Origin of the sequence: Liquorilactobacillus sicerae (assembly GCF_029916425.1) — a bacterium.
GTDB lineage: Bacteria > Bacillota > Bacilli > Lactobacillales > Lactobacillaceae > Liquorilactobacillus > Liquorilactobacillus sicerae.
Genome location: NZ_JAHAVQ010000004.1, coordinates 169546 through 184959, shown reverse-complemented (window position 1 = coordinate 184959; position 15414 = coordinate 169546). Strand labels below are relative to the sequence as shown.

Below are 15414 nucleotides of genomic sequence, written 5' to 3'. Positions count from 1 at the left end.
TGCTAGAATAATGTTAATTATTGTGAAAAGCAATCTATGTTCGGAATATACTGCAGTTACAGCAGTTAAAATTTTATGAAGGAGTTTTTTTAATGGTTTTCAAAGTTTTCTATCAACCTAGTAAAGATGTCAGTCCACGGCGGGAAAGTACGCTTGCGTTATATCTCGAAGCTGAGTCTGAAGCTCAGGCTCGACTGATCGTCGAAGAACAGACAGATTATAATATCGAATATCTTGAAGGACTTAGCCCCAAAGCCCTCGAATATGAGAAGCAAAGTCCTAAATTTAAACTTACGGAGTTTACTAAATGAAACACCTGAATGTCAAAAACAATGAAACGGCCGTTTTTGCCATTGGTGGATTAGGAGAAATTGGTAAAAATACGTATGGGGTCCAATTTCAGGATGAATTAATTTTAATTGATGCTGGCATCAAGTTCCCTGAAGATGATCTTTTAGGAATTGATTATGTAATCCCTGACTATCAATATTTAGTTGCAAATAAGTCAAAGTTAAAAGCATTGGTAATTACTCATGGGCACGAAGATCATATTGGAGGCATCCCTTATTTACTCAAGCAAGTCAATGTTCCGATTTATGCTGGTCCTTTAGCTCTAGCATTAATCAAAAGCAAACTAGAAGAACATGGATTGTTACGAACCACTGAATTGCATGAAATAAATGAGGATACGGTTTTACATTTTCGTAGGACAAGTGTTTCCTTCTTTCGGACTACCCATTCAATACCAGATACGCTCGGCGTCGCGGTAAAAACTCCAAGTGGAACGATTGTTGCAACTGGTGATTATAAATTTGATTTGACGCCAGTCACTCATCAGCCACCTAACTTACAAAGAATGGCAAAATTAGGCAATGATGGTGTTCTCTGCTTGCTTTCTGATAGTACAAATGCTGAAATTCCCAACTTTACCAAATCAGAACGCTGGGTAGGAAATTCGATTCGACGGATTTTTGAGAAAGTTGAAGGTCGAATAATATTTGCAACTTTTGCTTCAAATATTTCCCGCATTCAACAAGCTGCTGAAGTTGCTGTTGCTAAGGGTCGAAAAATTGCTGTTTTTGGTCGAAGCATGGAGGCAGCAATTGTTAATGGACGAGAATTAGGTTATCTTGACATTCCAGATGACGCATTAGTTGATACACATGAAATTAATAATTTGCCAGCTAATCGGGTAATGATCCTCTGTACTGGATCTCAGGGTGAGCCAATGGCCGCATTGAGTCGGATTGCTAACGGTACTCATCGCCAAGTCAGCATTCAACCCGGTGATACAGTCGTCTTTTCTAGTTTGCCAATTCCTGGTAATACGATCAGCGTCAATCATGTGATCAATGAATTAGAAGAAGCTGGTGCTCAGGTCATTCATGGTAAAGTTAATAACATCCATGCTTCTGGACACGGTGGTCAAGAAGAACAGAAGTTAATGTTACGGCTAATTAAGCCTAAGTACTTTGTTCCCGTTCATGGTGAATATCGGATGCTCAAGATTCATACTGAATTAGCTGAAAAGTGCGATGTTCCTAAAGACCATTCATTTATTATGAATAATGGTGATGTACTTGCATTAACTGCTAATTCTGCACGATTGGCTGGTCATTTTAGTGCTGGCGATGTTTATGTAGACGGCTCGGGAATCGGTGATATTGGAAATGTGGTTCTTCATGATCGTAAAATTTTGGCTGAAGAAGGATTAGTTGTTGTAGTGGCAACGATTGATCTGAAACGCCAAGAAATCTTGGCTGGTCCTGATTTGCTATCCAGAGGTTTCATTTATATGCGTGAATCGGAAGAATTGATCGATAGTGGTAAAAAACGCGTCTTTCGAACTTTGCGACGAGCCTTAGCTAAAAAAGATGCTAATGAGAACTCGTTGCGTGAAGCTGTAATTAATGTTCTTAAATCATTTCTCTTTGAAAAAACTGAACGTCATCCAATGATTTTGCCAATGTTGATCATTGTTTGATTGACAAATTAATAATAACCTAATGACAATTTTTCAAGTTAAAACTTGAAAGATTGTTTTTTATTTAGCAATTATTCTCAAACAATCTTAATGTTTTTCACCTTGTAATTAAACTGTAATATTTAGTATAATGATTAAGTATGGGAGGAATAAAGTTGAAAGAATTTGTAATTTTACTTGAGATGTCAGCTAGTACAAATGAAGTTCAATCTATCTGGCAAGCTATTCATCCCCTTTTTGAAGAACAAACAGCTAGTTTAAAAGTTATCGAGGTTTCACTTGATAACCCGCGTGATTTTAAAAATTTAGCAAGTTTCAAAGAAGTTTCTCCCGTCATTACGATTGGATCTTCACAACTCTTAATTGAGGCTATTTCTTATTTGAACTCACAGTCAAAATTATGCCCCGTCTGTTTTATTCCAACTAAAAGTACCACGAACTTAGCAAAATCAATTGGGTTGGCGTTACAGCCACAAACTGCAGCTAAGCAGATCTTAACTGCCATTCAACCTGTTTATGTTGAATTGGCAAAAATTGAGGAAATGAATCATCAAAGGCGCTGGCTGTTCAACCGAAGTATGTCACTTGGTTTTAATGCTTACGCTGAAAATGTTAGTCAAAACAGTCAATTAAACAAATTTTCGGTTAGTCGAATTGCACAATGGTATGGGCATTTAACTGCTATTGTTGATCAAGAACCATTTAATGTCACACTAAGACTTGATCGCAAATATTACTTTTTCCGCCATGCCTTTGCAGTTCAGGTTGACAATCAAGCAAAGGTTTCTGATCAACCACTAGATTTAAAAAAGCTGCCGCTCAGGATCGAAATTTTATCCAACTTAAACCTCTTTAGCCTGTTGCTTTTCAAAATCGCTAAACTGGTTGGTTTAGAACACAAATTACCCTATGTTCATATTTTCAAAGGCAGCTCCTTTCAACTAACAACTGACTCACTAGAATTTGGCGAAATTGACGGTCAACAATTAAAAAATCAGTTTTATGATCTTCTAGCTCGTAGCTTTCAGTACCCATTTTGGTTTGATCCGGATAATCTCTCTTTACATGAACAAAATAAATAGGTTTTAAAGTCAATAATTGCACATTAAAGCAGCTGCTCATGAACAGTGAATTCAACCAAACTGGCTGAAAACTGATTATTTTGCAGCTGCTTTTTAATTTGCATGTTTAAAGTTGCTTGGTTTAAGTCCATCCATCCCAATTAAAGGGTCAATTTCCTCACTAGCAATCAACTGACTAGTCAAAATATATTTAGTTGTTCCTTCATTAATGGTTGTTTGCCCATGATTATTGGCACTTGACTGCTTGGAATCCATTTTCAGCTGAGTTTTTTTTGTCTTTAATGCTTGATTTAATCGCTCTAATAAGCTCGTTTTTCGATTAACTGATACATGATCAACCGCAGTTTGAAAAGCTGCTTTTTGACCTAACAAAATCAACAGTTTCTTAGCCCGCGTAACAGCAGTATACAGTAAGTTGCGGTTTAACATCCGGTGAAATGTATTGACCAAAGGCAAGATAACCAATTTGAATTCACTGCCCTGAGCTTTATGAATTGAAACACAGTAAGCCAATTTGATCTTAGCAAAGTCCTTTTTTGAGTAGGTTACTTCATTACCATCAAAATCAATTATCAACTGATCTTGTTTTTCAGGAATATCTTTGGCTAAGTTTATACCGGTGATTCGACCAATATCTCCATTAAAAACATTATCTTCTGGACTATTAACCAAATGCAAAACTTTATCACCGATCCGAAAATGTTGTTGATTAGCTTCGAGCTCTTTAGTCTTTGTTCCCTCTTTGGGGTTAACTAAATTCTGCAAAACTTCATTCAAATGATCGATTCCCGCTTGTCCGCGATACATCGGGGCCAAAACTTGAACATCATTTAAGTCAAAGTTTTTCTTTTGCGCATGCAAAAAGATCTGACTGATCGCTGACTCAACCTGGCTTTCGGAACAGGCAATAAATGAACGATCAAGCTGATTTCTGGTAAAATCAGCTGGCAGATTCCCCTGCTTGATCGCATGAGCCAAAGAAATAATCGTCGAAGTTTGTTTCTGACGATAAATTTTTTCTAACCGAATTTGAGGCAATTTATCACAAGCCAACAAATCTGCAAAAACCTGGCCCGGTCCAACCGAAGGCAACTGATCTTGATCGCCAACTAAGATCAATTGCATTCCACTTGGAACAGCAGCCAGCAAGCGTTCAAATAAACTAGTATCGACCATCGACATTTCATCAACGATCAGCAGTTGGCCTGTTAAAGTCAAATCCTCGTTGGCTTGATAATTGCCTTGGTCATCAGAACCGTTCAATCCCAGTAGGCGATGGATCGTAACGGCTGGCAAACCGGTAGTTTCACTCATTTTTTTGGCTGCTCGACCAGTTGGTGCTGCTAAAATAATTGGAAATTCATCAGCTTGATAATCATTAGGATCTAATGATAGTTCGTGGACTGCCGCAAACAAAGCGACAATTCCATTAATAATCGTTGTCTTGCCAGTTCCCGGTCCACCAGTTATTAGCAATAGTCGATTTTTTAAAGCCGTTTTGATTGCTTTTAGCTGGTCAGCACCATAGGTAATTTTTAGTTGCAAAGCTATTTCAGCTAATAATTCATCGATGGCTTGGGCTTTCTTTTCTGGCAGCTTAATTGATCGCTGGAGCAAAGTTTTAATTTGCTCGGCAATCTTCCATTCGGCTTCATAATAGTGTCGCAAATAAATTTGTCGTTTTTCAACGACAATTTTCCCATCGGCGGCCAAAGTAACCAACTGATCGGCAACTTGCTTTTCACTTAAAGCCACCCGCCGACTTTTTAATAATAAATCCATTGCCTGTTGCATCACTGCCGGTGCTGAAGTATAAGTATTGCCAGTATTGTGGCAAAGATCATAAACGCTTTGATATAAGGCAGCTTGCAAGCGCTGCGGATCATCGGCTGCAATTTGCTGCTGCTCAGCAATTCGATCAGCGCGTTTGAAGCCAATTCCATTGATTTCAAATGCTAAGCGATACGGTTGATGGTGTAAGACTTCTAATGTTGCTTTTTGAAAATGCTCATAAATCTTGGCTGTCAATTGACTGCCAAAACCGAAGCGGTTAAGTTCAATTACTGCTTGCTGTTGATCGCCAGTATTGGTTAAATTATCGATCAATGTCCGGCGCTGTTTTTTTGACAAGCCTAATTGAGACAAATTTGCTGGATCTTTCTGAAGCTTGGTAAGTGTTGCTGTACCAAAAACTTTAACGATCCGTTCAGCAGTTTTCTGACCAATCCCAGGAAAATTTTCACCAGCTAAATAATTAATGATCTCATCTGCTTGAGTTGGCAATTCAGTTTGATAATTATCAGCCTGAAATTGTTTACCATACCGCGGATGATCAAATAAATGACCAAAAAAACGATACTTCTCGCCTTCATTGAGATTAGCAAAATTGCCAGTAACCACGATTTCTTCCTCTGGCCAAGTAAAATCAGCTTCAAGCAGTTTAACTTGCAGGACTTTATAAAAATTATCACTATTTTCAAAAAAAATAGCTTGAATCTTGCCACTCAAAACTTGTTGTTGTGAATCTTCAGTTTGAATCTGACTGTTTACCACCTTTTGTTTCTCCTTGTTGTTTTGCAATCAAGACTCTTTCAATATCAGCTAATCGTTCTTGCTGATGAGCAAATTTTACTGGATCAGATTTTTTAGCTTGCTTGAAAAAACGTTCACTCTCTTGCTGCCAAACCATTTCAATGACTCCACGTTCAAAATTTGCTTGAAAATTTGTTGGTCGATTAACTAAAACTTGATCAAAATATTTAGCTGCTAATTTTAAATTTCCTAAGGCTAAAAGCGATTCTCCCGCCAAAAGCCAACCATCAGCTTGTTGAGTTTTAGCTTGTTCACTGACAGTCAAAGCAAAGACCAGTGCCTGTTGATAATTTTCTTGGGCATAATAATTTTGAGCAATCATTAAGTACGCATCATTTTTTAAATCTGCAGACTTAACCTGCTGAAAAACAGTTAAGGATTTCTGGTATAAACCTGCTGAATAAAGAACATTTCCCAAACCATATTCAAGCAAATCGGTTGCTAAGTGCTGATGTTTAAAAAAATTGATTGCCCGCTTAAACAGCTCTTCAGCTTGCGTATATTGTTGAGCCTTAGTCAATAACATTCCTAAAGCATAATATTGCTGTGGATCTTTGGGCTTTAAATCAATTGCTTTGATCAACTTTTTTATTTTGGCAGCGAGTTTTGCTTGCTGCTGCTTTCGATCGATCTTCTCAGCCAAAAAAAACATCTCCTCTAAACAATATCTGATTCAGTTAATTTACGTTTCAAATAATCCGTCTTATTCCAAGCTACACAACGATAGTCTTGACCATCCTTTGTTTCAAGAATTGTTGTGCTGGTATTTGCCAAACCTCCCTGTGCACGAATCTGATCCAACGAATAACCAAGCAAATGCCTAATTTCCGCACATAATGCCGCTCCGTGACTGACAACGACCACATTGTCCGCCATCTTAGGATGAGTCGCTACAATTTGTTTGATGGTTGGCGTCATCCGTTGAAACAATTCAGGAAAACTTTCTCCTTGGACATTTTGTGCTTGATATTGATCAGCATGATGCCGAAAAGCTGCCAGCTCAGTTGGATAAAGTTTAGCAACATCAGAAAATTTCATTCCTTCCATTTTCCCCAGATCAAACTCACGTAGACCAGCAAGCGGCTGAACTGGCAAAGATTGCGGTAACTGACGGGCAATTTCTTCAGCGGTTGTTTGGGCCCGTTTGATAGGACTTGTATAAATAGCAGCAAAATTAAATTGACTTAAATAACTGACCAGTTGTGATATTTCCTGATGGCTTGCTGGTAGCAATGGCGAATCTCCATGTGCTCCTTGATAGCGTCCCTCCAGATTCCACTGTGTCTTTCCATGTCTTACAAAAAATAGTTTAGTCACAATGCTCCCTCTTTTCTCAAACACCATTAACTCTATTATGCCCAAACTACGTTGACTTTAAAAGACCTGATCAGCAAAAAAACCAGTTTTATAAAAAAAACTGGTTTAAACTCTTAAACATATTGTAAAACTCGCTGCTGTTGATAAGCATGATCGATTGTTGCACTGCCAAGGCATTCATCACCATCATAGAAGACAACTTCTTGACCTGGCGTCACCGCACGCGCTGGTTGATCAAAAGTTACACTAACTTTTTCTCGGTCTGCACTTAATTTGACAGTTACACCGCAATCTTTTTGCCGATAACGAAACTTAGCTGTACAATGAAATTCCAATCCTCGTTGTTCAATTGGAGCAATAAAACTTACTTGACTGCCATCGAGTGTATCAGCGTATAAATGCGGATTATGATAGCCTTGACCAACATATAAAGTATTTGTCTGCAGATCTTTTCCAATCACAAACCAGGGCTGACTGCTATTTGAGTTACCGCCGATTCCCAAACCACGTCGTTGGCCGATCGTATAGTTCATCAAACCACAGTGTTTCCCGATCACCGTTCCATCCACGGTTTTCATTAATCCAGATTTAGCCGGTAGAAACTCACCCAAAAATTGGCGAAAGTTTCGTTCACCAATAAAACAAACCCCCGTTGAATCCTTCTTATGTGCTGTTGCCAAGCCAGCTTGTTCGGCAATTTTCCTAACTTGGGGTTTTTGTAAATTGCCAATTGGAAAAATTGCTTTTTGTAATTGTTGCTGTGACAATTGACTTAAAAAGTAAGTTTGATCCTTATTTGCATCTGCTCCGCGAAGCAAATGTACCGTCCCATCAGCATCACGACGTAACTGTGCATAATGCCCCATCGCAATATAATCAGCATCCAATTGCATGGCATAATCTAAAAAAGCCTTAAATTTAATTTCTTTATTGCACATGACATCGGGATTAGGCGTCCGACCATGACGATATTCATCCAAAAAGTACGAGAAAACTCGATCCCAATATTCCTTTTCAAAGTTTATTGAGTAATAAGGGATGCCAATCTTACTGGCAACTTTAGCAACATCTTCATAATCCTGAGTTGCTGTGCAAACCCCGCTATCGTCTTTATCATCCCAATTTTTCATAAAAACTCCAACTACATCATAGCCTTGCTGTTTTAGGAGATACGCAACGACTGAAGAGTCAACCCCACCACTCATTCCAACAACGACTCGTGTTTGACGATTGTCTTGCATAACACTTTCACCATCACTTCATTTAGATTCTGAATCCACGATTTGAAGGTCGCGTTATTTCAGTATGTTCAATTATACCGAGCAGTCAAGCTTTTGACAAGCATAAGCATGCAAAAAAAGCTAAGACAAATATTGCATGTTGTCTTGGCTTATTAAATTAATTCAATCTGATAATCTGACGATCTTGTAATTCTTGCAAAGAAAATTTCAGCTGCTCAAGAATTTGCGGATCATTTTTCTTAAAAAGATTAATTTCGCGTAAACCATTGCCATTAGTTGTCACCATTTTAAAAGTTTTCAGATCCGCACTGATGGTCACTTTCAATTTTAAACTAACAGCAAAATCGACCTGTGGATCAAGCGGTCGTTCTAAAACAAATTTTCCGCCTTTAGATTCAACAAAACCAACATCACGCAAAGTATACTTCTTAACTTCTGGTGTCAAACTAAAAACCCGTTGATCACCCAAAAGTTTTGCTTGTTTAGTGTACCCCATTTTGCTAACCTCGCTTTAACTTTTTAATTGTCTTAGCTAAAATTTGAACCGTATAATCGATTTCAGCAACCGTATTTTCAAAGCCAAAACTAAAACGCAGTGACTCATTCAAGCGTGGACTGTCTTTACCATAAATTGCCAATAAAACGTGTGAAGGATCAACACTGCCAGCTGTGCAAGCCGACCCGGCTGAAACAGCAATCCCATTCAAATCAAGATTAGTCAGGAGCGGTAATGCTGGACAACCCTTAAACCAAAGATTTAAAACATGTGGTAATTTGTCCGATCGTTGACCGCCGTTAACCGCAAACTCCACTCCTTTTTTCCGCAAGTCATCCAACAATCTTTGTTGAAGCTTAATAAACTTTTGTCGTTTAGCCTGTTTAGCAGCCGAGTCAAGCAACGAAACGGCTTTAGCAAAACCAGCAATTGCCGGGACATTTTCAGTTCCTGCACGCCGTTTAAGTTCTTGATCCCCACCCTTAATCAGTGAAGGAAATTTAACTCGGTCTGAACGATATAAAAAACCGAGAAATTTAGGCCCGTTTAATTTATGGGCTGAGGTTGATAACAAATCGATCTGATCAGCTTGAACATCAAAGTCAAGCAAACCATATGCTTGAACAGCATCTGTATGAAACCAGGCATTCGATTCAGCGACAATTTGCCCAATTTCATGAATTGGAAAGTGACTGCCAACTTCATTGTTTCCTGTCATAATTGATACTAAAATCGTATCTGGTCGTATTGCTTGCCGTAAATCATCCAATGAGATCAAGCCATCTTGATCGACTGGTAAATAGGTTACTTCAAAACCAAGGCTTTCTAAATATCTCATTGGCTTCAAAATTGCTTCATGTTCGATTGCCGTTGTAATCAGATGTTTCCCTTCATGTTGACGTGCCAAAGCAGTCTGAACTACCGCAGTATTATCACTTTCTGTTCCGCCGCTGGTGAATACGATCTGATCATCGCGTTTAGCATTGATCGAGCTTGCAATGATCTGTCGACTCTCATCTAAAACTTTGCGTGCTTGCCGACCAAAATAATGTGTACTTGATGCATTACCAAACGTTTGCTCCATCGCCGTTGTCATCGTTTTAATAACTTCAGAAGCCATTGGAGTCGTACCCGCATTGTCTAAATAAATATGTTTCACTTTAAATCCCTTCTTAATTTGCTAAAAAATTCATGATCATTTTAGCTGAGCGATGACCGGCATCAATAATAAATTCATCAAAAGATTGACTGGCTTGATCGTCAGCTGTATCTGACATTGCCCGAACAATTACAAATGGTTTTTTAAATTGATAAGCAGCTTGCGCAACCGCCGCCCCCTCCATTTCACAGCTCAAAGCATCTGGAAAATTCCGTTTAATTACAGCTGTCTGGTCCTTGTCAGCCACAAACTGATCGCCAGAAACGATCAAACCAATTTTAACCTGTAAACCTGCTTGCTCAGCTGCTTGCTGTAAACCTTTTTGCAGTGCTGGATCGGCAACGAATCTAGCTGGTTGCTGTGGTAATTGTCCAATTTGATAACCAAAAGCAGTGGTATCAACATCATGATAAGCTGCTTGCGATGAAATAACAATCTCACCAACTTGCAAGCCTGCTCCAATCCCGCCAGCCGAGCCAGAATTAATCACTGCATCAACTTTAAACTCAGTAATCAATAAAGCTGTAGTCATTCCTGCTTGAACTTTACCAATTCCTGAGCGTGTCAAAACAACTTGTTTGTGAGCGTAAGTTCCTTGATAAAAACTGACACCGCCAATTACCGTCTCTTGAAGATCATGTAAATTTGCTCGCAAATCTTTAATTTCTTCTTCCATCGCACATAAAACTCCGTATTTCATTAGTTGCTCCTTAAAAGTTAATAAAAAACATAAAACCATAGACTAATATGATCGCCAAAACTAAATAAAAAATAACCCAGTTCAATTTGTGTGCCAACTTATCTCTTTTGGTTTGTTGACTTTGTACTTGTTGGCTTTTTTGATAAGCTGTCCGACTGAACTCGGTTTCCGATTGTTGAGTTTCTTCATTGTTTGCCGGTTCAGCAGATTCTGGAATATCTCTTTCCATATGTTTGCCTGCTTGCCTTTTAAAGAAATGCTTCAAGTTCAAAGGATCACCCTTTCGCTTGTAAAATCTTCCAATACCACAAACCCATTAGAGTTTTGCCATCGCAAATTCTTCCGCTAGCTACTGCCTGATCGGCTTGTTCCATTGATAATTTTTCCACATGTAAAAATTCATCAGCATCTTGCGGTAACTTTTTTTCAACTGGCTGTAATCCTTGAGCTAAGTAAAGTGTCATCTGCTCATCAGCAAAACCTGGAGAAGTGTAGAAGAAAGCAATCTTTTTCAAGTTAGTTGCTTGTAAACGAACTTCTTCATTTAATTCTCTGCTAGCCGTATATTCCGGCTGCTCACCAGCTTCAATTTTGCCAGCTGGAATTTCCAAAGAAGCCTGGCGCATTGGCTGACGCCATTGATTAACTAGAATTATCCGTTGTGGATCTTCATCGCTGATGCAAAGTAAAGCCACTGCTCCTTGATGATGAACGATTTCACGTTTGGCCTGTTGACCATCTGGTAACTTGACAGTTTCTTCAGCCACATTGATGATCCGTCCCTGATAAATTGATCTCGTAGCTAATAATTTCTCATCAAAATCCACAATTCAACCTCCTAACAAATTCTTCGTATGCCGACTGCTCTCCGGTTGCTTGCCAAGTTGCTTGTGAAAAATCACCTGCAAAAGCTGCTGGTTGTGCAACCGTTACTCTCGCAACAAAGGTCGCATTGCCAATTAATGAAATCCAATAAGAACCATCTTCCCGTTGATGAACAATGGTTTTAACCATGCCGCCGGGATTAATAACTGTCAGTTGTTGTTCAAAGTTGATATCATGCAGATGCAGTATCACATAAATCAAACTAGCAGCGGACATAGCTGTTCCACAAGCATTGGTAAAACCAACTCCCCGTTCATAAGTACGCACAAAAATCTTATTCTTGGCCAAAATCTCCACAAAGCTGACATTAACACCATCAGGAAAATACGAGTTTTTGCCATCATTCAAATAACTAGCAATTTCTCCTAACTTAGGACCAATCAATTGTTGATGATCAACAAAAGCAATTAAATGCGGATTAGGCACCGCCACTGCTGAGAATTTAAATCCTGTTGCTAATTCCGGTAATGGTTGATCAAGCAGTTGGTCCTTTTCAGGAAAATGCATCTTTAAATCCTTAGCAGCAAAACTAACCGGCGAAATTTCAGCTGAGAAAACTTTAACTCCCGGCGCAAATTCATTTTCCTTTTTTACTTCCAAATCAGCATACATCGTTTGAATCTTAAAATCTGTCTGCTGATTTTTTGAGCTTAAATATCTTGCCACTGTTCGAATGCCATTACCGCACATACTGGCTTCACTACCATCAGCATTGATCACCCGCATCTTTTCAACAGCTTGAGAAGCAAGATCACTTTTAGTGACGAACAAGATTCCATCGGCACCACCGTGGAGACCATTTTTTCGGTCACAAATTTTTTGAGCCAAGCTGCTCAGTTGTTGATCGTTTAACGGAGATTCCAGATTTTTCTCATCTAAAATAAAAAAATCATTTCCGGAACCATGAACCTTCAATAATTCCATCATTGTTCCTCCATTCAAAAATCAGTAACATTTTTCCTACTATTATAACTCACCCAGTTGATTTAAGCTATCACTTGCTTAGCAGACAAAAAAAGACTAAAAAGATCAACTTTCTAGTCCTTAATTGAAGTTCTTAACAAATTAATAATTTTGTCTTGATTTTTTTCTAAAAAAATCAATCGTCAAAACCTTCAGCTACAACCGCTGAAAAGTTTTTTTCAACAATTGCTGCACAACGGCCACATAAAGTTGGCAATTTAGGATCGTTGCCAACATCAGTTCGAATCATCCGGCAACGTGGGCAAACATCCCCAGCAGCATGTTCGACAACTACTGCACGGTCACGATATTTTTCAGCGTCAGCTGGTGCATCAGCTAGTGGCTTAACCGTCAATGCTGAAACAATTAAATTCTGTCGCAGATCGGTTTTTAATTGCTCAAGCTGCTGAAGCTCTTCATCATTTAAATACAGGGTAACATGTGCTTCAAATGATTTTCCAATCAATTTTTGATTGCGAGCATTTTCTAATGACTTAAAGACATCACTACGAACCTTCATAAAGACATCCCACAATGCCAACTTCTTAGCTTCATCATTATAATGCTTGACTGATGGCATTTCAGCAAGCTGTGCATAATCTTCCGGCTCTTTGAGATACTGCCAAATCTCTTCAGTTGTATGTGGCAAAACAGGTGTCAGTAGTTTAGCCAACCGAACGGTAATATCATACAACACCGTCTGCATCGAACGCCGTTTATGACTATCCTTGCTTTCAATGTAAACCACATCCTTAGCAATATCTAAATAAAAAGCCGACAAATCAGTAGTTACAAAATTAAGCAATTTCTTATAGATATCCATGAAATCATATTTAGCATAGCAATCAAGGACCTCTTTCGTAAATTGATTAACCTTGATTTCCATGTATTGGTCAAGTGATTCTAGTTGATCAAAAGCAACCGCCTCTTGTTTAGGATCAAAATCGGTTGTATTTGCCAGCAGAAAACGAATAGTGTTTCTAATTTTCCGGTAAGCTTCAGAGATCTGACTGAAACTATCCATTGAAACGCGAACATCAGCTGAAGAATCAACACTTAATACCCACAAACGAATGATTTCTGCACCAAACTGCTTGATAACTTTTCCTGGAGCAATTACATTTCCAAGTGATTTACTCATTTTACGACCTTGACCGTCCAAGGTAAATCCTTGTGACAACACCTGTTTATACGGAGCATGTCCTGAAAAAGCAACACTGGTAATCAAGCTTGAGTTGAACCAGCCACGATATTGGTCAGAGCCTTCCAAATACATATCACATGGGTAAGTCAAATAATCACGGGCAGCCAATACGCCTTGATGCGAAGAACCAGAGTCAAACCAAACATCCATGATATCATTTTCTTTAGTGAATTTCCCATGTGGTGAGTGCTCGCTGGTAAATCCTTCGGGTAATAGTTCTTTAGCTTCTTTCTGGAACCAAACGTTTGAACCATATTTCTCAATCAAATCAGCGACATGAGAAACTGTTTCTTTTGAGATAATTGCTTCGCCATCTTCCCCGTAAAAGATTGGCAATGGAACACCCCAGACACGCTGACGAGAAATTACCCAGTCACCACGATCAGCAATCATATTATGCAGCCGTTTTTGACCCCAGTCCGGGAAAAACTTAACTTCATCAATAGCTGCCAAAATTTCATCACGAATTTTGTCAACTGAAGCAAACCATTGTGGAGTGGCCCGAAAAATAATTGGCTTCTTAGTCCGCCAGTCAAACGGATAACTATGTTTAATCGGCAAATATTTAAGCAACAAGCCAGCTTCCTTTAATTTGTTTAAAGAAATTTCATTTGCATCATCGTAGAAAACACCAGCAAAATCTTTGCCAGTATCTTGAGTCAGATAGCCTTTATCGTCAACAGGAACGTAAATATCCAAACCGTATTGCTTACCAACATTAAAGTCATCTTCACCAAAGCCAGGAGCGGTATGGACTAAACCAGTTCCAGCATCTAAGGTTACGAAATCGCCGACCATCGTCAATAAAGTCTTATCTGGATAAAATGGATGCTGGGTCAAAATATATTCAAGATCTTTTCCTTTAAGTGTTTTAACAACTTGATAGTCCTTCCAGCCAAATAACTCCGCATTTTTTTCAACTAACTCTGATGCTAAAACAAATTTTCGCTCATCACCAGCTGGTTGTACAACTGAATAATCAAAATCTTTATCAACAGTAATTCCTTCTGACGCAGGGATAGTCCATGGAGTGGTAGTCCAAACGACCATATAAGTATTTTCATCAAGAACACCTTTACCATCAACCACTTTTTCGCCATAAAAAGCGGATGGTGAAGTTACATCATGGTACTCAACTTCTGCTTCAGCCAAAGCTGATTCTGAAGACCATGACCAAAAGACTGGTTTCTTGCCTTTATAAATTAAACCACGTTCTGCCATTTTTCCAAAAACTCGAATTTCTTGAGCTTCAAATTTGGGGTCAAGTGTTAAATAAGGATTGTCCCATTCACCAGCAACGCCTAACCGTTTAAAATCTTTACGTTGTTTAGCAACTTGTTCAAGCGCATATTCACGACACTTTTCCCGAAAATCAGCAATTGATAAAGCTTTGCGATCAACACCAGCCTTTTTTAGCTGCTGTTCGATTGGCAAACCATGTGTATCCCAACCTGGAACATATGGTGCTCGAAAACCCATCATTGATTTAGAACGTACGATAAAATCTTTTGAAATTTTATTTAATGCATGACCCATATGGATATTTCCATTAGCATATGGAGGTCCGTCATGTAAGACAAAGGTTGGTTTACCTTCATTTAATTTTTGACGCCTTTCATAAACCTTATTTTCTTCCCATTCATTTTGTCGTTCAACTTCACGAACCGGAAGATTGCCACGCATTGGAAATTTAGTTTTTCCTAAATTCAGAGTATCTTTAACTCTCATCTTACTTCATCCTTTCTCTTTTAAAAACAAAATAAAAAAGACCTCGCCCAAAGGGACGAGATC

The 15414-nt window shown here is 38.7% G+C and carries 14 protein-coding genes; 3 read left to right on the top strand and 11 right to left on the bottom strand.

The features are described 5' to 3' along the window. The first annotated feature begins 92 nt into the window (after nucleotides 1–92). From KH893_RS04320 to KH893_RS04310, 3 genes are all read left to right on the top strand, one after another. On the top strand, nucleotides 93–311 hold the full coding sequence (locus KH893_RS04320) for a DNA-directed RNA polymerase subunit epsilon (protein ID WP_281164912.1): 219 nt from the start codon (nucleotides 93–95) through the stop codon (nucleotides 309–311). Then, nucleotides 308–1984: a ribonuclease J1 gene (rnjA, locus tag KH893_RS04315; protein WP_281164911.1), complete on the top strand. Its 1677-nt coding sequence runs from the start codon at nucleotides 308–310 to the stop codon at nucleotides 1982–1984. Before KH893_RS04320 ends, rnjA begins: the two co-directional genes overlap by 4 nt. Nucleotides 1985–2139: 155 nt before the next feature. Then, nucleotides 2140–3066, top strand: a complete 927-nt coding sequence (locus KH893_RS04310) for a diacylglycerol kinase family protein (protein WP_281164910.1) — start codon at nucleotides 2140–2142, stop codon at nucleotides 3064–3066. 93 nt (nucleotides 3067–3159) lie between these two features. Here the strand turns inward: KH893_RS04310 and recD2 are convergent, their stop codons facing one another. The 11 genes from recD2 to ileS form a co-directional block, all read right to left on the bottom strand. Further along, a complete protein-coding gene (gene recD2 / locus KH893_RS04305) occupies nucleotides 3160–5619 on the bottom strand; it encodes an SF1B family DNA helicase RecD2 (RefSeq protein WP_281164909.1) in 2460 nt (819 codons plus the stop codon). Then, a complete protein-coding gene (locus KH893_RS04300) occupies nucleotides 5594–6301 on the bottom strand; it encodes a tetratricopeptide repeat protein (RefSeq protein WP_281164908.1) in 708 nt (235 codons plus the stop codon). Before KH893_RS04300 ends, recD2 begins: the two co-directional genes overlap by 26 nt. Nucleotides 6302–6315: 14 nt before the next feature. Further along, a complete protein-coding gene (locus KH893_RS04295) occupies nucleotides 6316–6975 on the bottom strand; it encodes a histidine phosphatase family protein (RefSeq protein ID WP_281164907.1) in 660 nt (219 codons plus the stop codon). Between the two features lie 113 nt (nucleotides 6976–7088). Next, nucleotides 7089–8216, bottom strand: a complete 1128-nt coding sequence (gene mnmA, locus KH893_RS04290) for a tRNA 2-thiouridine(34) synthase MnmA (protein WP_281164906.1) — start codon at nucleotides 8214–8216, stop codon at nucleotides 7089–7091. A 157-nt stretch (nucleotides 8217–8373) separates the two neighbouring features. Then, the gene (locus KH893_RS04285) at nucleotides 8374–8712 is read right to left on the bottom strand and encodes a cysteine desulfurase (RefSeq protein WP_281164905.1); all 339 of its coding nucleotides are present in this window, start codon (nucleotides 8710–8712) and stop codon (nucleotides 8374–8376) included. A 4-nt stretch (nucleotides 8713–8716) separates the two neighbouring features. Then, entirely contained in the window at nucleotides 8717–9871 is a 1155-nt protein-coding gene (locus KH893_RS04280; protein WP_281164904.1) for a cysteine desulfurase family protein, read from the bottom strand. A gap of 13 nt (nucleotides 9872–9884) precedes the next feature. Further along, nucleotides 9885–10571 (bottom strand): 5'-methylthioadenosine/adenosylhomocysteine nucleosidase, encoded by a 687-nt coding sequence (locus tag KH893_RS04275; RefSeq protein WP_281164903.1) that lies wholly within the window; start codon nucleotides 10569–10571, stop codon nucleotides 9885–9887. Nucleotides 10572–10581: 10 nt separating this feature from the next. Beyond that, the gene (locus KH893_RS04270; RefSeq protein WP_281164902.1) at nucleotides 10582–10800 is read right to left on the bottom strand and encodes a hypothetical protein; all 219 of its coding nucleotides are present in this window, start codon (nucleotides 10798–10800) and stop codon (nucleotides 10582–10584) included. Nucleotides 10801–10846: 46 nt separating this feature from the next. Beyond that, nucleotides 10847–11398: an NUDIX domain-containing protein gene (locus KH893_RS04265; RefSeq protein ID WP_281164901.1), complete on the bottom strand. Its 552-nt coding sequence runs from the start codon at nucleotides 11396–11398 to the stop codon at nucleotides 10847–10849. Then, the gene (gene dapF / locus KH893_RS04260; protein WP_281164900.1) at nucleotides 11388–12380 is read right to left on the bottom strand and encodes a diaminopimelate epimerase; all 993 of its coding nucleotides are present in this window, start codon (nucleotides 12378–12380) and stop codon (nucleotides 11388–11390) included. The genes KH893_RS04265 and dapF overlap by 11 nt, the downstream gene beginning before the upstream one ends. 175 nt (nucleotides 12381–12555) lie before the next feature. Next, nucleotides 12556–15351 (bottom strand): isoleucine--tRNA ligase, encoded by a 2796-nt coding sequence (gene ileS, locus KH893_RS04255; protein WP_281164899.1) that lies wholly within the window; start codon nucleotides 15349–15351, stop codon nucleotides 12556–12558. Nucleotides 15352–15414: the final 63 nt, after the last annotated feature.